The organism is Streptomyces sp. NPDC002795, from assembly GCF_042888725.1.
In the GTDB taxonomy this organism is placed as follows: domain Bacteria; phylum Actinomycetota; class Actinomycetes; order Streptomycetales; family Streptomycetaceae; genus Streptomyces.
In genome coordinates, this window is record NZ_JBIAQB010000007.1 from 107,049 (window position 1) to 123,571 (window position 16,523).

Annotated in this window: 13 protein-coding genes; 1 reads left to right on the forward strand and 12 read right to left on the reverse strand. The window is 71.4% G+C overall.

Features of this window, described 5'->3' with window-relative positions; translation table 11 throughout:
• Positions 1 to 13 precede the first annotated feature (13 nt).
• The 6 genes from carB to pyrR all read right to left on the reverse strand — a co-directional run bounded on the left by carB (position 14) and on the right by pyrR (position 7,991).
• Entirely contained in the window at positions 14 to 3,322 is a 3,309-nt protein-coding gene (carB, locus tag ACFYWS_RS21865; protein ID WP_389279110.1) for a carbamoyl-phosphate synthase large subunit, read from the reverse strand.
• Complete coding sequence (carA, locus tag ACFYWS_RS21870; RefSeq protein WP_389279113.1) at positions 3,315 to 4,472, reverse strand: glutamine-hydrolyzing carbamoyl-phosphate synthase small subunit; 1,158 nt, start codon at positions 4,470 to 4,472, stop codon at positions 3,315 to 3,317. The genes carB and carA overlap by 8 nt, the downstream gene beginning before the upstream one ends.
• On the reverse strand, positions 4,469 to 5,047 hold the full coding sequence (locus ACFYWS_RS21875) for a hypothetical protein (RefSeq protein ID WP_389279115.1): 579 nt from the start codon (positions 5,045 to 5,047) through the stop codon (positions 4,469 to 4,471). The genes carA and ACFYWS_RS21875 overlap by 4 nt, the downstream gene beginning before the upstream one ends.
• Positions 5,044 to 6,333: a dihydroorotase gene (locus ACFYWS_RS21880; RefSeq protein ID WP_389279117.1), complete on the reverse strand. Its 1,290-nt coding sequence runs from the start codon at positions 6,331 to 6,333 to the stop codon at positions 5,044 to 5,046. The genes ACFYWS_RS21875 and ACFYWS_RS21880 overlap by 4 nt, the downstream gene beginning before the upstream one ends.
• 2 nt (positions 6,334 to 6,335) lie before the next feature.
• A complete protein-coding gene (locus ACFYWS_RS21885; RefSeq protein ID WP_389279119.1) occupies positions 6,336 to 7,316 on the reverse strand; it encodes an aspartate carbamoyltransferase catalytic subunit in 981 nt (326 codons plus the stop codon).
• A gap of 102 nt (positions 7,317 to 7,418) precedes the next feature.
• Positions 7,419 to 7,991: a bifunctional pyr operon transcriptional regulator/uracil phosphoribosyltransferase PyrR gene (gene pyrR / locus ACFYWS_RS21890; protein ID WP_266721807.1), complete on the reverse strand. Its 573-nt coding sequence runs from the start codon at positions 7,989 to 7,991 to the stop codon at positions 7,419 to 7,421.
• Between the two features lie 243 nt (positions 7,992 to 8,234).
• On the opposite strand from pyrR, the gene bldD reads away from it, so the two are divergent.
• On the forward strand, positions 8,235 to 8,735 hold the full coding sequence (gene bldD / locus ACFYWS_RS21895; protein WP_266721805.1) for a transcriptional regulator BldD: 501 nt from the start codon (positions 8,235 to 8,237) through the stop codon (positions 8,733 to 8,735).
• Positions 8,736 to 8,889: 154 nt separating this feature from the next.
• Here the strand turns inward: bldD and ACFYWS_RS21900 are convergent, their stop codons facing one another.
• The 6 genes from ACFYWS_RS21900 to ACFYWS_RS21925 form a co-directional block, all read right to left on the reverse strand.
• The gene (locus ACFYWS_RS21900) at positions 8,890 to 10,332 is read right to left on the reverse strand and encodes an aminotransferase class V-fold PLP-dependent enzyme (protein ID WP_389279123.1); all 1,443 of its coding nucleotides are present in this window, start codon (positions 10,330 to 10,332) and stop codon (positions 8,890 to 8,892) included.
• The gene (locus ACFYWS_RS21905; RefSeq protein ID WP_389279126.1) at positions 10,329 to 11,669 is read right to left on the reverse strand and encodes an MFS transporter; all 1,341 of its coding nucleotides are present in this window, start codon (positions 11,667 to 11,669) and stop codon (positions 10,329 to 10,331) included. The genes ACFYWS_RS21900 and ACFYWS_RS21905 overlap by 4 nt, the downstream gene beginning before the upstream one ends.
• 105 nt (positions 11,670 to 11,774) lie before the next feature.
• Positions 11,775 to 12,209, reverse strand: a complete 435-nt coding sequence (gene nusB, locus ACFYWS_RS21910) for a transcription antitermination factor NusB (protein ID WP_389279129.1) — start codon at positions 12,207 to 12,209, stop codon at positions 11,775 to 11,777.
• Positions 12,210 to 12,211: 2 nt separating this feature from the next.
• Complete coding sequence (gene efp, locus ACFYWS_RS21915; protein ID WP_326014241.1) at positions 12,212 to 12,778, reverse strand: elongation factor P; 567 nt, start codon at positions 12,776 to 12,778, stop codon at positions 12,212 to 12,214.
• A gap of 61 nt (positions 12,779 to 12,839) precedes the next feature.
• Positions 12,840 to 13,958 (reverse strand): M24 family metallopeptidase, encoded by a 1,119-nt coding sequence (locus tag ACFYWS_RS21920; RefSeq protein WP_389279132.1) that lies wholly within the window; start codon positions 13,956 to 13,958, stop codon positions 12,840 to 12,842.
• A 1,582-nt stretch (positions 13,959 to 15,540) separates the two neighbouring features.
• Positions 15,541 to 16,392 carry a Pro-rich N-terminal domain-containing protein gene (locus ACFYWS_RS21925; protein WP_389279135.1) on the reverse strand — a complete coding sequence of 284 codons (852 nt, stop codon included), beginning with the start codon at positions 16,390 to 16,392 and terminating at the stop codon, positions 15,541 to 15,543.
• Positions 16,393 to 16,523 lie beyond the last annotated feature (131 nt).

Below are 16,523 nucleotides of genomic sequence, written 5' to 3' on the forward strand. Positions count from 1 at the left end.
GGCTGCTGGATCCTTAGTCGCGGGCCGCCGTCAGGCGTTCCGCGTGTTCCTGCAGTGAGCGCACGCCCACGTCGCCGTGGCCCAGCGCCTCGATGCCCTGGACGGCCGCGGCGAGCGCCTGGACCGTGGTCAGGCACGGCACGGAGCGGGAGACCGCCGCCGTCCGGATGTCGTAGCCGTCGAGGCGGCCGCCGGTGCCGTACGGGGTGTTGACGATCAGGTCGACGTCGCCGTCGTGGATCAGCTGGACGATCGTCTTCTCGCCGTTCGGGCCCTCGCCCTCGGACTGCTTGCGCACGATCGTGGCGTTGATGCCGTTGCGCTTGAGGACCTCGGCGGTGCCGGAGGTGGCGAGCAGCTCGAAGCCGTGGGCCACCAGCTCGCGCGCCGGGAAGATCATCGAGCGCTTGTCGCGGTTGGCGACGGAGATGAACGCCCGGCCCTTCGTCGGCAGCGGACCGTAGGCGCCCGCCTGCGACTTGGCGTACGCCGTGCCGAAGACGGAGTCGATGCCCATGACCTCGCCGGTGGAGCGCATCTCCGGGCCGAGGACCGTGTCGACGCCACGGCCGTGGATGTCGCGGAAGCGCGACCACGGCATGACGGCCTCCTTGACGGAGATCGGCGCGTCCATCGGCAGCGTGCCGCCGTCGCCGGTCTTCGGGAGCAGGCCCTCGGCGCGCAGCTCGGCGACGGTGGCGCCCAGCGAGATGCGGGCGGCGGCCTTCGCGAGCGGCACCGCGGTCGCCTTCGAGGTGAAGGGGACCGTGCGCGACGCGCGCGGGTTGGCCTCCAGGACGTAGAGGATGTCCCCTGCCATCGCGAACTGGATGTTGATGAGTCCGCGGACGCCGACGCCCTTGGCGATGCCCTCCGTAGAGGCGCGCAGGCGCTTGATGTCGTAGCCACCGAGGGTGATCGGGGGCAGGGCGCACGCCGAGTCGCCGGAGTGGATGCCGGCCTCCTCGATGTGCTCCATGACGCCGCCGAGGTAGAGCTCCTCGCCGTCGTAGAGCGCGTCGACGTCGATCTCGATGGCGTCGTCGAGGAAGCGGTCGACGAGGACCGGGCGCGACGGGCTGATCTCCGTCGACTCCTCGATGTACGAGGAGAGGCGCTCCTCGTCGTAGACGATCTCCATGCCGCGGCCGCCGAGCACGTACGACGGACGGACGAGGACCGGGTAGCCGATCTCGTCGGCGATCGTCTTCGCTTCCGCGAACGTCGTGGCGGTGCCGTGCTTCGGGGCCGGGAGGCCGGCCTCGGCGAGCACGCGGCCGAAGGCGCCGCGGTCCTCGGCGGCGTGGATCGCCTCCGGGGGCGTGCCGACGACGGGCACGCCGTTGTCCTTGAGCGCCTGCGCGAGGCCGAGCGGGGTCTGGCCGCCGAGCTGCACGATGACGCCCGCGATCGGGCCCGCGAGCGACTCCGCGTGGACGATCTCCAGGACGTCTTCGAGCGTAAGCGGCTCGAAGTAGAGGCGGTCGGACGTGTCGTAGTCCGTGGAGACCGTCTCCGGGTTGCAGTTGACCATCACGGTCTCGTAGCCCGCGTCGCTGAGCGCGAAGGAGGCGTGGACGCAGGAGTAGTCGAACTCGATGCCCTGGCCGATGCGGTTCGGGCCGGAGCCGAGGATGATCACGGCGGGCTTCTCGCGCGGCGCGACCTCGCTCTCCTCGTCGTACGAGGAGTAGAAGTACGGCGTCTTGGCGGCGAACTCGGCGGCGCAGGTGTCGACCGTCTTGTAGACCGGGCGGACGCCGAGGGCGTGCCTGACCTCGCGGACGACGTCCTGGCGCAGGCCGCGGATCTCGCCGATCTGGGAGTCCGAGAAGCCGTGCCGCTTGGCCTCGGCGATCAGGTCCTTCGTCAGCTCGGGGGCGGCGGCGAGCTCGTCGGCGACCTCCTTGATGAGGAAGAGCTGGTCGACGAACCACGGGTCGATCTTCGTGTAGTCGAAGATCTCCTGGGGCGTGGCGCCGGCGCGGATGGCCTCCATGACGGTGTTGATGCGGCCGTCGGTCGGGCGCACGGCCTCTTCGAGGAGGGCGGTCTTGTCGCCGGTCTCACCGACGAAGGTGAACTGCGAGCCCGCCTTCTCCAGGGAGCGCAGCGCCTTCTGGAACGCCTCGGTGAAGTTGCGGCCGATGGCCATGGCCTCGCCGACCGACTTCATGGTCGTGGTCAGCGTGGAGTCGGCGCTCGGGAACTTCTCGAAGGCGAAGCGCGGGGCCTTCACGACTACGTAGTCGAGCGTCGGCTCGAAGGAGGCCGGCGTCTTCTCGGTGATGTCGTTCGGGATCTCGTCCAGCGTGTAGCCGACGGCCAGCTTGGCGGCGATCTTCGCGATCGGGAAGCCGGTGGCCTTGGACGCGAGCGCCGAGGACCGGGAGACGCGCGGGTTCATCTCGATGACGATGACGCGGCCGTCTTCGGGGTTGATCGCGAACTGGATGTTGCAGCCGCCGGTGTCGACGCCGACCTCGCGGATGATCGCGATGCCGATGTCACGCAGGCGCTGGTACTCGCGGTCGGTGAGGGTCATCGACGGGGCGACGGTGATCGAGTCACCGGTGTGCACGCCCATCGGGTCGAAGTTCTCGATGGAGCAGACGACCACGACGTTGTCGTTCTTGTCGCGCATCAGCTCCAGCTCGTACTCCTTCCAGCCGAGGATGGACTCCTCCAGGAGCACCTCGGTGGTCGGCGAGAGCGTGAGGCCCTGACCCGCGATGCGGCGCAGCTCCTCCTCGTCGTGCGCGAAGCCGGAGCCGGCGCCGCCCATGGTGAAGGAGGGGCGGACGACGACCGGGTAGCCGCCGAGTTCCTCGACGCCCTTCAGGACGTCGTCCATGGAGTGGCAGATGTACGAGCGGGCGGACTCGCCGTGCCCGATCTTCTTGTTGACCTCTTCGACGACGCCCTTGAAGAGGTCGCGGTCCTCGCCCTTGTTGATCGCCTCGACGTTGGCGCCGATCAGCTCGACGCCGTACTTCTCGAGGACACCCTGCTCGTGCATGGAGATCGCGGTGTTGAGCGCGGTCTGGCCGCCGAGGGTCGGCAGGAGCGCGTCGGGGCGCTCCTTGGCGATGATCTTCTCGACGAACTCGGGGGTGATCGGCTCGACGTACGTGGCGTCGGCGATCTCCGGGTCGGTCATGATCGTCGCCGGGTTGGAGTTGACCAGGATGACCCGCAGGCCCTCCTGCTTCAGCACCCGGCAGGCCTGGGTGCCGGAGTAGTCGAACTCCGCGGCCTGGCCGATGACGATCGGGCCCGAGCCGATGACGAGTACGGAATTCAGGTCATTGCGCTTAGGCACGGGCGGACTCCATCAGAACTGTGCTCATCAAAGACGTGAAGCGGTCGAACAGGTACGCGGCGTCGTGCGGACCGGCCGCCGCTTCGGGGTGGTACTGGACGGAGAAGCCCGGCTGGTCGAGCAGCTGGAGGCCCTCCACGACGTCGTCGTTGAGGCACACGTGGGAGACCTCGACGCGGCCGAACCTGGTGTCGCTCACCTTGTCGAGCGGCGCGTCCACGGCGAAGCCGTGGTTGTGGGCGGTGACCTCGACCTTGCCGGTGGTGCGATCCTGCACCGGCTGGTTGATGCCGCGGTGGCCGTACTTCAGCTTGAACGTGCCGAAGCCGAGGGCGCGTCCGAGGATCTGGTTGCCGAAGCAGATGCCGAACAGCGGCGTCTTGCGCTCCAGGACGGCGGTCATCAGCGCGACCGGGCCCTCGGCGGTGGCCGGGTCGCCCGGCCCGTTGGAGAAGAACACGCCGTCGGGGTTCACCGCGTACACGTCGTCGACGCTCGCGGTCGCCGGCAGCACGTGTACCTCGATGCCGCGCTCGGCCATGCGGTGCGGGGTCATGCCCTTGATGCCGAGGTCGATGGCGGCGACGGTGAACTTCTTCTCGCCGATCGCCGGGACGACGTAGGCCTCCTTGGTGGCGACCTCCTCGTACAGACTCAGGCCCTTCATCGCGGGCTGCGCCTGGACGCGGGAGACGAGCTCGGCGTCGGCCGGGAGCGTCTCGCCGGAGAAGATCCCGGAGCGCATGGAGCCGCTCTCGCGCAGGTGGCGGGTGAGGGCGCGGGTGTCGATGCCGGAGATGCCGACGACGCCCTGGTTGACCAGCTCGTCGTCGAGCGAACGCGTCGCGCGCCAGTTGGAGGGCACGCGCGCGGGGTCGCGCACGACGTATCCGGAGACCCAGATGCGCTTCGACTCGTCGTCCTCGTCGTTCCAGCCCGTGTTGCCGATCTGCGGGGCGGTCGCGACCACGATCTGGCGGTCGTACGACGGGTCGGTGAGGGTCTCCTGGTAGCCGGTCATGCCGGTGGAGAACACGGCCTCGCCGAAGGTCTCCCCCACGGCCCCGTAGGCGCGGCCGCGGAACACTCGGCCGTCCTCCAGGACGAGCACGGCGGGAACCTTCTCGGTTCCCCTGGTGGAGGTGGTCATCGTGCGGTGCCTTCCGTCGTGATCTTCGTGTCGATCATGTTGTTGATTGCGGTGACCCATTCCGCCTGCTCGGCGGCGTGGTCGGCGCGGAATCCGGAGTCGATCAGCTTGTCGCCGTGCGCCCAGGTGACGATCAGCAGGCCGCCCTCGGTGAGGACCTTGCCCGCGATGCCCTTGTCGAGCCGGGCCTCGCGCAGCGCCTCCGCCGGGACGAAGAAGTCGCTCGCTCCGGGGCGTACGGCGGTCAGCCCCGCGTCGGTGAGCGTCAGCTCGACGCGGCTGCGGGTACCGAGGCCGTGCGCCACGATGCGGTCGAGCCACTGCCCTGCGCTGGTGGAGCCGTGGTAGCGGCCGCTCAGCTCCAGTTTCACCGGGCCCTGCTCGGTCGGCGCGTCGGGCAGCGGCGGCAGGTCGCCCTGGAGGGTGCCGCGCCACTTCCAGCCCTGGCGCATCAGCCAGTAGACGAGCGCGATGAACAGCAGCAGACCGACGATCCAGCCGATCCGGTTCGGCCAGTCCGTCACCTCCGCCGACTTCTGTTCGGCGAGGACGGCGAGTGGTTGCAGAGGTGTCACGCGAGCTTCCCGTCGGCGAGGGTGGCCTTGCCCCGCAGCCAGGTGTGGGTGACGCGCCCCGGCAGCTCGCGGCCCTCGTACGGGGTGTTGCGGCTGCGGGAGGCGAAGCCCGCGGGGTCCACGTCACCACGGTAGTCGGCGTCGACCAGAACCAGGTTCGCGGGCTCACCTGCCGAGACGGGACGTCCATGGCCGTGGGCCTGCCCGATCTCGGCGGGCTTCACGGACATCCGGTCGGCGACCCCGGCCCAGCTCAGCAGACCCGTCTCCACCATCGTCTGCTGCACCACGCTCAGCGCCGTCTCCAGACCCACCATGCCCATGGCGGCGGCGGCCCACTCGCAGTCCTTGTCCTCCTGCGGGTGCGGGGCGTGGTCGGTGGCGACGATGTCGATCGTGCCGTCGGCCAGCGCCTCGCGCAGCGCCATGACGTCCTTCTCGGTACGCAGCGGCGGGTTGACCTTGTAGACCGGGTTGTACGAGCGGACCACCTCGTCGGTCAGGAGGAGGTGGTGCGGGGTGACCTCGGCGGTGACGTCGATGCCGCGGGACTTGGCCCAGCGGATGATCTCGACGGAGCCCGCGGTCGACAGGTGGCAGATGTGCACGCGGGAGCCGACGTGCTCGGCGAGCAGCACATCGCGGGCGATGATCGACTCCTCGGCGACGGCGGGCCAGCCGCCGAGGCCCAGTTCGGCGGAGACGGTGCCCTCGTTCATCTGGGCGCCCTCGGTGAGGCGCGGCTCCTGGGCGTGCTGCGCGACGACGCCGCCGAAGGCCTTCACGTACTCCAGGGCGCGGCGCATGATCACGGCGTCGTGGACGCACTTGCCGTCGTCGGAGAAGACGGTGACGCCGGCCGCGGACTCGTGCATGGCGCCCAGCTCGGCGAGCTTGACGCCCTCCAGGCCGACGGTGACGGCGCCGATGGGCTGCACGTCGCAGTAGCCGTGCTCCTGGCCGAGCCGGTAGACCTGCTCGACGACGCCTGCGGTGTCGGCGACCGGGAACGTGTTGGCCATGGCGAACACGTTCGTGTAGCCACCGGAGGCGGCGGCGCGGGTGCCGGTCAGGACCGTCTCGGAGTCCTCGCGGCCCGGCTCGCGCAGGTGGGTGTGGAGGTCGACGAGGCCCGGCAGAAGGACCTTGCCCCCGGCCTCGACGACGGTCTCGACGCCATCGGCGCTCAGCCCGCTGCCGACCTCTGCGATCACGCCGCCGTCGATCAGGACGTCCTGCGGCTCGCCGCCGAGCACCTTCGCACCACGGATAAGGGTCTTGCTCATGATTACTTCGTCTCCTCGGTACGAGAGTGGGACACGGCGGGCTCGTTGCCGCCGAGAAGCAGGTACAGGACGGCCATCCGCGTGTGCACGCCGTTGGCGACCTGCTCGATGACCGTGCAGCGGTCGGAGTCGGCGACCTCGGCGGTGATCTCCATGCCGCGGACCATCGGGCCGGGGTGCATCACGATGGAGTGCTCCGGCATCCGCGCCATGCGGTCGCCGTCGAGCCCGTAGCGGCGGCTGTACTCGCGCTCGGTCGGGAAGAACGCGGCGTTCATCCGCTCGCGCTGCACGCGGAGCATCATCACCGCGTCGGACTTGGTGAGCGTGGAGTCGAGGTCGTACGACACCTCGCAGGGCCAGGTCTCGACGCCGACCGGCACCAGGGTGGGCGGCGCGACGACGGTGACCTCGGCGCCGAGCGTGTGCAGCAGGTCGACGTTCGAGCGGGCGACGCGGCTGTGCAGGACGTCGCCGACGATCGTGACGCGCTTGCCGTCGAGGCCCTGGCCGATCCCGGCGTCGGGACCGACGAGCCGGCGGCGCATCGTGAACGCGTCGAGCAGTGCCTGCGTGGGGTGCTGGTGGGTGCCGTCACCCGCGTTGATGACGGGCGCGTCGATCCAGCCGGAGGTGGCGAGCCGGTACGGGGCGCCGGACGCGCCGTGCCGGATGACGACGGCGTCGACGCCCATGGCCTCGAGCGTCTGGGCGGTGTCCTTGAGGGACTCGCCCTTGGAGACGCTCGACCCCTTGGCGGCGAAGTTGATGACGTCGGCGGACAGGCGCTTCTCGGCGGCCTCGAACGAGATCCGCGTCCGCGTCGAGTCCTCGAAGAACAGGTTGCAGATGGTCCGGCCGCGCAGGGCGGGCAGCTTCTTGATGGGCCGGTCGGCGACGCGGGCCATCTCCTCGGCGGTGTCGAGGATGTGCACGGCATCGTCGCGGGAGAGGTCGGCGGCCGAGATGAGGTGTCGCATCATCTGGGGTGCTCCGTAAGGCAGTTCAGGAGATTCAGGACATACGGGCGCGCGAGGGCACACCTTTCGGGCCGTACGCGGGCACGCGCACGACAGGAAGGGGTGCTACTGCTCGGCCGCCTGGGCGTCCGGCTTCGCGCCGAGCAGCACGGCGTCGCGGCCGTCCTCCTCGGCGAGCTGGACCTTGACCGTCTCCCGCAGCGACGTGGGGAGGTTCTTGCCGACGTAGTCGGCACGGATGGGGAGTTCGCGATGGCCGCGGTCGACGAGGACGGCGAGCTGCACCGCGCGCGGGCGCCCGATGTCGTTCAGGGCGTCGAGGGCGGCGCGGATGGTGCGGCCGGAGAAGAGCACGTCGTCGACGAGGACGACGAGGCGGCCGTCGATGCCGTCACCCGGGATCTCGGTGCGGGCGAGCGCGCGCGGCGGGTGCATGCGCAGGTCGTCGCGGTACATCGTGATGTCGAGCGAGCCGACGGGGATGGCGCGGCCGGTGATCTCTTCGAGCTTCTCGGCCAGCCGGCGCGCGAGGAAGACGCCTCGCGTGGGAATGCCCAGGAGAACCACGTCCTCGGCGCCCTTGGCGCGCTCGACGATCTCGTGGGCGATGCGGGTCAGTACCCGCGCGATGTCAGGGCCTTCGAGTACCGGCCGGGCATCGGACTGCTGCGTGTCCATATGAAACGGACCCCCTTCTCCGCCTCACGGGACGGACCTTAAAGGACGTCGGATTTGCGTCGTCAACCATACCAGCCCCCACAACATCGCTGATCACCCGCTTGGAGGTGCGGGACCGCCGAATTCACGAGATGGTCGGTACGGACCATTCGGCTTGACGCGGCCAAGTAACGCTGCGTAACCTCACAGTGAGTTACAGCCACGCGGCGCAGCCGCTTAGTGATGCAGTGTCCGGGGAGCTATATGTCCAGCGAATACGCCAAACAGCTCGGGGCCAAACTCCGCGCGATCCGTACCCAGCAGGGCCTTTCCCTCCACGGTGTCGAGGAGAAGTCCCAGGGACGCTGGAAGGCGGTCGTGGTCGGGTCGTACGAGCGCGGTGACCGTGCCGTCACCGTGCAGCGCCTCGCCGAACTGGCGGACTTCTACGGTGTGCCGGTGCAGGAGCTGCTGCCGGGCACCACCCCGGGTGGCGCCGCCGAGCCGCCGCCCAAGCTGCGCCTCGACCTGGAGCGTCTGGCACACGTGCCGCCGGAGAAGGCGGGCCCGCTGCAGCGTTACGCCGCCACGATCCAGTCGCAGCGCGGTGACTACAACGGCAAGGTGCTGTCGATCCGCCAGGACGACCTGCGCACCCTCGCCGTCATCTACGACCAGTCGCCCTCGGTCCTGACCGAGCAGCTGATCAGCTGGGGCGTGCTCGACGCGGACGCGCGACGCGCGGTGGCGCACGACGACGTCTGATCCGGCCACACGCCGCAGAAACGTCACAGCCCTGAGGGGGCGGAGCGAATGGGCTCCGCCCCCTCCCGGTGTTCCGGGCCCGGAACACCAGGCCCGGCGCCGCGGGGCTCCGCCCCGGACCCCGCTCCTCAAACGCCGGAGGGGCTGAAAATGCTCACGTGCGGTACAGCCTCCCGATGACCTCGGGCAGGAGGCGGGCGCTCAGCTTCGGCGGGAGCGCCTGGAGCACCGCGAGCACGGGCGCCATCCGCTCCGGCAGCCGGCCGCCCTCCCCCACCCCGGCGAGCGCGAGCGCGATCTCGACCTCCTGCGAGGTCAGCGTGTCCGGATCCAGCGTGGCCGCCGCCTCGACGACCTCCGGATCCACCCGAACGGGCCCCAGCTCACGGGCCCGTTCCACCGCCTTGTCCAGCTCGGCAAGGAGCAGCCGCGCCGTCTCCTGTTGCGCCACGGCCGCGGTCACCGTCAGATGCAGCGTTGCCGGTGCAGCCCCGAACGCCGGCTGCGGCTGCAGATACCAGCCGCTCCCCCGCAGCTCGTCCGCCACCACGAAGACATCGATGTCCGGGTCGTCGGAGGCCACGGCGATCAGGGACGCCTCGGGCCGCGCGGCGAGCCGCAGACCGCTGATCCGTTCGACACCGTCAGCGAGCGCGCGGGTCGTCCGGTGTACGCGCGTCGACAGCACCGCGTAACCTTCGGCGCCGACGCGCTCCGTCACCGCCCAGGCCGCCGCGAGGGGTCCGGCCGACTTGGTGCCCTGGAGCGTGGAGTTGACCACGGGGTAGCCGGGCCAGGCGGCGTGCGCGAACCAGCCGTGGCGGCGCAGCCCCGCGTCGCGGAACAGGAGCAGCGAGGCGCCCTTCGCCGTGTACGCGTATTTGTGCAGGTCGACGGAGAGCGACGTCACGCCCCGGACGGACAGGTCGAACTCCGGGATGTCCGGTACGTCCTGTCCTAGACGCGCGGCGTGCCGCAGATGGCCGAGGTACCACCCGCCGATGCACGCGTCGACGTGGCACAGCACTCCGCGCCGCTCCGCCTCCCGCGCCACCTCGACGACCGGGTCGATGACTCCGTGCGCGTACGAGGGGGCGGAGACGGCGACCAGGGCGGTGCGCTCGGAGATCGCCGCGGTCACGTCGGCCGGGCGCACCTGGAAGGTGTCCGGGTCGACGGGGACGCTCACCACGCGCAGGCCGAACAGCTCGGCGGCCTTGTGGAAGGCGGCGTGCGCCGTCTCCGGCAGTACGAGTTCGGGCTCGGTCACCCCGCGCTCCTTGCGGGCGTACTGACGCGCGGTCAGGACGGCGAGCAGGCAGCTCTCGGTGCCGCCGCTGGTGAACGTGCCCGCGCTGCCGCCGAGCAGCGACGTGGCGCGCCGCACCAGGTCGTTCTCCAGCTCCACGACGCTCGGGAACGCCGTCATGTCGAGCCCGTTGACCCCGGCGAAGGCGGCCTGCGCGGCGTTCGCGAGTTCGTCGAGGCCCTCGAGCCCGGAGTCGTATACGTACGCCATGGTGCGCCCGCCGTGTACCGGCAGGTCGCCCGCGCGCAGCGCGGTCAGCCGCGCCAGGATCGGGTCGTCGGTCGTCATGTGGACTCCTCGAAGTCGGCGCGCAGGCGGATCAGTTCGGACTCGGTGAGGCGGTATCTGGCCAGCAGCGGAAGGCTCAGCGCGAGCAGCAGGGCGGGCAGCGCGCCGAAGCCGATGACGATCGCGGTCAGCGCCGAGCCGGGCTGCGCGACACGGTGCGTGGCATCGGAGGAGACGAACCCGCCGAGCGCGAGGACGAGGCCGAACAGGCCGGGTCCCAGGGCGAGTCCGAGTGTCTCGCCGGCGGTCCACAGGCCGGTGAAGACTCCGGCTCTGCGCCGCCCGCTGAGGTAGGCGTCGGCGGCGATCGCGTCGCCGAGCATCGCGAGCGGCAGCATCTGCGTGCCCGCGTACCCGATGCCGGCCACAACCACGGCTGCGTAGATCAGCGAGGTCGGCAGTTCGCGCCCGGCGGCGGCGCCGAGCGCCCCCAGCAGGAAGCACGCGGAGGCCCCGAGTGCCGCGTTCCGCTTGCCCGTTCGGCGGCCCGTGGCCAGCCACAGGGGCATCGCGAGGAGCGAGGGCACGATGAGGCAGGCGAACAGCACGGTGGTGGCGCCCGGCCAGTCGAGGACGTACGTCGCGAAGTACTGGGTACCGGCGAGCATCAGGCCGGACGCGGCGGCCTGCACGACGTACGCGCCGAACAGCCATCCGAAGGGGGCGTTGCCCCTGGCGGCGCGCAGCTGCGCGCGCAGGCCTGGCTCGCTCGTCGTACGGATGGCGCTGCGCGTTCCGGCCGTCGCGCACACGGCGGCCAGCGTCCCGGCGGCGAGCAGCGCACCGATCACCACGCCCATCAGCCGGTATCCGCCCGCGTCGGCGAGCGCGGGGGCGAGGGATCCCGACACCAGGATGGCCACGGCGAGGAAGGCGACGCGCCAGGCCATGACGCGGGCCCGCTCGTCGGGGTCCGCCGTGAGTTCCGCGGGCAGCGCGACGTACGGGACTTGGAAGCAGGCGTACGCGGAGGCGCTGAGCAGGAACAGGGCGGCCACGTACGCGGCGGCGGGCCCGCCTTCGAGTCCCGCGGGGGCCGCGAACATGCCCGCGAAGCAGACCGGCAGGGTGAGCGCGCCGAGCAGCATCCAGGAGCGGCGGGGGCCCAGGCGCGAGCGGGTGCTGCGGTCGGAGCGGGCGCCGATCCACGGGTTGAGCAGCACGTCCCACGCCTTGGGCAGGAAGACGAGCAGTCCGGCCAGGCCCGCTCCGACGCCGAGTACGTCGGTCAGGTAGTACAGCAGCAACAGGCCCGGGACCGTGCCGAAGGTTCCGGTGGCGAAGGAGCCGAGCCCGTAGCCGATGCGCACGCGCGCGGGGAGGCCTGTCGGTGACATGACCAGAACCTATGAAGATCCCCGGAAACGCACCAGGCCCGGAGCAGAACATTGTTCATGTTCTGCTCCGGGCCCGCGGAACGATGCTGCGCTCGGCGGCGGGGCTCAGGCCTCGTCGCGACGCAGGGTCGGCTTCAGGTCCTTGAAGCGACCCAACAGTCCGTTGATGAACGCCGGGGACTCGTCGGTGGAGAACTCCTTGGCCAGCGAAACGGCCTCGTCGAGTACGACGGCGTCCGGGGTCCCGTCGACCCAGACCAGCTCGTAGGCGCCGAGCCGCACGATGTTGCGGTCGACGACCGGCATCCGGTCAAGGGTCCACCCGACGGCGTACTGCGAGATGAGCTCGTCGATCCGGGACGCCTGCTTGGCGTACCCCTCGACCAGCTCCATCGTGTACTCGCTGACGGGCGGCTGCCGCGTGTCACTGCGGGAGTGCCGGATCCAGTCCGCGAGGACCGTCAGGACGTCGGCGCCGCGCTGGTCTGCCTCGAAGAGGATCTGAAAGGCGCGCTTGCGGGCCGTATTACGGGCAGCCACGGTTAGCTGTTCACCCGGCCGAGGTAGTCGCTCGTACGGGTGTCGACCTTGATCTTCTCGCCCTGCGTGATGAAGAGCGGCACGCCGATCTGGTGGCCGGTCTCCAGGATGGCGGGCTTGGTGCCGCCGGTGGAGCGGTCACCCTGGACGCCGGGCTCGGTCTCCTTGATCACGAGCTCGACGGCGGCCGGCAGCTCGACGAAGAGCACCTCGCCCTCGTGCTGCGCGACGGAGGCGGTGAAGCCCTCGATCAGGAAGTTGGCGGCGTCGCCGACGGCCTTGCGGTCGACGTGCAGCTGGTCGTACGTCTCCATGTCCATGAACACGAAGTAGTCCCCGTCCATGTACGAGAACTGCATGTCGCGCTTGTCAATGGTGGCCGTCTCGACCTTGACGCCGGCGTTGAACGTCTTGTCGACGACCTTGCCGGAGAGCACGTTCTTGAGCTTGGTGCGCACGAAGGCAGGGCCCTTGCCGGGCTTGACGTGCTGGAACTCGACGACGGACCAGAGCTGGCCCCCGTCGAGCTTGAGCACCAGGCCGTTCTTGAGGTCGTTCGTGGAAGCCACGGTTGCGGAATCTCCTGGACTGACGTGGACGACCCAGGGGCACGCGAACAGCCTTTGCGGGCTAGAGCGCGAGCAGCTCCTTGGTCGTGATGGTGAGTAGCTCGGGTCCGCCGTCCGCCTCGGGGCGGACGACGAGCGTGTCATCGATCCGGACGCCGCCCCGACCCGGGAGGTGGACCCCCGGCTCGACGGTGACCGGCACACAAGTGTCCAGTTTACCCATGGCCGCGGGGGCCAACTGCGGGTCCTCGTCGATTTCGAGTCCCACCCCGTGTCCGGTCAGCGGCGCGAGCCCGTCACCATACCCTGCTGCGTCCAGGACGTGACGGGCGGCCCTGTCCACTTCGCGGCACTCGACGCCAGGGGCGAGACTCTCGCGTCCGGCCCTCTGAGCGGCGAAGACGAGGTCGTACAGCTCGATCTGCCAGTCAGCGGGCGAGGTTCCGATGACGAACGTACGGCCGATCTCGCAGCGGTAGCCGCGGTACGTCGCGCCCAGGCACACGGAGAGGAAATCACCCTCCTCGACCCGGCGGTCGGTGGGCCGGTGGGCCACGCGCGCCGAGTTCGGGCCCGTGCCCACGGAGGTGGGGAAGGCGGCCCCGTCCGCTCCATGGTCGACAAGTCGACGTTCCAGTTCGAGGGCGAGGTGACGCTCTGTGCGGCCGACGAGGATGGACTCGAGCAGCTCACCTAGCGCCTGGTCGGCGATCTCTGCCGCGATCCGCAGAAAGGAGATCTCCTCCTCGTCCTTGACGAGGCGCAGCTGCTCGACGCCGCTGTTGAGGTCCAGCAGACGGAGCCGGGGCGCCACGGAGCCGACCGCGCGGTGCCGGGCCACCGTCAGGTGGTGCTCCTCGACGGCGAGGGAGTCGGCCCCGCGGGCCGCCGCCACGTCCGCCGCGGCGACGGCCGGGTCCCCCGCGGGGACGTCCAGGACCTGCACGCGCAGCGCCTCGTCGAGCCGTCCGGCGGCGGGTTCGTCGCTCGGCGCCCGCGCGCACAGCAGGAGGTCGTCACCGCCGTCGGAGTCCCGGCCCAGCAGGAGGACGGCGCCGTTCGGTGCCGTTCCCGCCAGGTAGCGGACGTTGGCGGGCCGCGAGACGAGGGTGGCCGCGCCGCCACCCGCCGTCGCACGCTCTCTGAGCCGGTCCCGTCGGGCCGCGTACACCTCTGCCATGTCGCCGAGCGTACGAGCGGGCGGCCGACGCGGCCGCCTCAGCGCGTCCGGACGGGTCCCTCCGGGGGTGTGTGGGTGGGATGCCGCCGGGGGCCGGGGGAATGTCGGGGTGGGCGGGGTGGTGCGCGGGGGGGGCGGGGGTGGTGTCGGGGTGTTCGGGTTCGGCACCGGGAGGCGGGGCTTTGCCGGGCGGCGCCCGCCCACCGGGGGGTGGGGCCTTGCCGGGCGGCGCCCGCCGGGATGGGGGGTGGCACCAGGGGGTGTGCCTTGTCGGGGCGGCGCCCGCCGGGATCAGGGAGCGGCACCGAAGGGTGTGCCTTGTCGGGGCGGCCCCCGCCGGGATCTGGGAGCGGCACCGAAGGGTGTGCCTTGTCGGGGGCCGGGCCTGCCCGCAGCGCATGCCGCGGCGCCGTGCCACCCCGGCCGCGCCTCCGCTGGTCACCTCCCACCCACCGCCCCCTCCGGGGGCTTCGGCCCGACCGGGGCCTGGCCCGCTGTGCCGGGGCCCGGGGCCTGTCGGGGTGCGGGACCTGGGGCTTGACGGGGTGCGGGGCCCGGGGCCTGTCGGGGCCCGGGGCTTGACGGGGCCCGGGGCTTGACGGGGCCCGGGGCTTGACGGGGTGCGGGGCCCAGGGGCCTGACGGGATGCGGGACCCGGCGCCTGACGGGATGCGGGACCCGCGGCCTGACGGGGCGCGGGGCCCGGGGCTTGACGGGGCGCGGGGCCCGGGGGCCTGACGGGATGCAGGACCCGGCGCCCGACGGGATGCAGGACCCGGCGCCCGACGGGATGCAGGACCCGGGACCCGACGGGATGCGGGACCCGCGGCCTGACGGGATGCGGGACCCGGCGCCCGACGGGACCCGGGGCCCGGGACCCGGCGCTCTGCCGTGATGAGCGCGCGATACCCGGGCGGCGCTTTGCCCGGGTCGGTGACCACGTGACCGGTACCCGGCGCCGCACCTTCCCCTGCCACGCCGGCACCCGCCCATCCCCCACCCACCGCCCCCTCCGGGGGCCTGGCCCGCTGCGCCGGAGTCGGCTCGTGCCCTACTGGCTGCGCGGGGGCGGGGCGCAGGCCTATCGCCGTGGTCGGTGTCTCGTCTTCGTTGCGCTGCACCGGGCGCCGCCTCGCCCACCCGGTCGCCCAAGGCGGAGGTGGCGTCGGCAGTGACGGGAGGCCGTCGATGGTGCTGGGGAGACGTGACCCGGATGCTTGTCCCAGGCGCGGCGAGGGCCGCTGCCTCGGGTGGGGAGGCCGAGGAGGCCCTGAGCGCACCCGGTTGACCGCAGCGGAGCGACGGTCGGCCCCGTCAAGCCCCCTCGTAGGCGAGAGGCACGGGCTCGGCGGGCGATGAGGGTCCGGAGGCTCAGCCCCGGCACGACGGGCGGGTGGGTGGGAGATGGGCGAGGGGAAACCGGCACGGGGCACCGCATGCCCTCATCGCCTCCCCGCCGAAGAAACCAACCCCGGACACCCGACGCCGCCCCGGCCCACCGGATCCCACGGGCCCAAGCCCGATCGACCCGGCCGAACCCACCCCGCCCCGGTCCACCGGATCCCACCCGCCTACGGAACCGTCACCACTGCGGTGGGCTCGTGATCGCGCGGGCCAGGACCTCGTCCAGGACCTGCGCCGTGCCGGGGACGTCCAGCTGGGAATTGTCGATGATCGGGAGGCCCGAGCCGTACCAGCCCGCCATCCGACCGTGGATGCGGGCGACCTCCTCGTCGGTGAGGCGGCGGTTGCCGCTGCGACGGGAGTTGCGCTCCAGGACGATCTCCAGGCCGGGCAGGAGGACGACGGGCAGCAGGCCGGGGCCCACGTGCCGCTTCCAGCCGCCCAGGCCGACCACCGGCCGGTCCGGGAACACTGCATCGTCGAGGATGCAGGAGATTCCATTCGCCAAAAAGTTGCGCGCGGCAAAACCGCAGGTGCGGCGGGCCAGCCGGTACTGCGCCTCACTGTTGTCGTTCCAGCCCGACTGCGGGTCGGCGAAGCCCGAGCAGACCCATTCCCGTACGTCGTCGAGGCTGATGTGCGCCGTCGGGACCCGACGGCTCTCCGCCCAGTACCTGGCGACGCTTGTCTTCCCCGCGCCCGCGGGGCCGATGAGCAGCACCGCGAGCGTGGTCGAGGTCGAGTCGGCGGGCGCCTGCGCGGGCGGCGGACTCGGCACGGCGACGGGAGCGCCGGTCGGGAGCTGCACATGACCGGTGGTCTCGCGAGGAGGCTGCTGCTGCCGATGCGGGGCCTGCGGCGCCTGCATGTGCGGCGGCTGGGCGGGCGGATGGTGCGGCGGCGCTCCGCTGAATCCCGGTATGCCGGGCGGTGGCGGCTGCTGAGCGTGGCTCGCCTGCGGCAAGGGGCCGGCCGGCGTGTGCCCCGGCCGGTGGGGCGGCGGCAGCGGAGATCCCCCTGCGTGCTGCATCCGGTGCCACTCCATCTCGTACGACGGTCACTTGGGCGCCGGCGAACGGGGCGCTACCGAACGGTACCGTCCCCGGCCGCCGTTGTGTGAACGGCCGGGGAGGTCACGACGTGCCCGAACGTGAACGGACC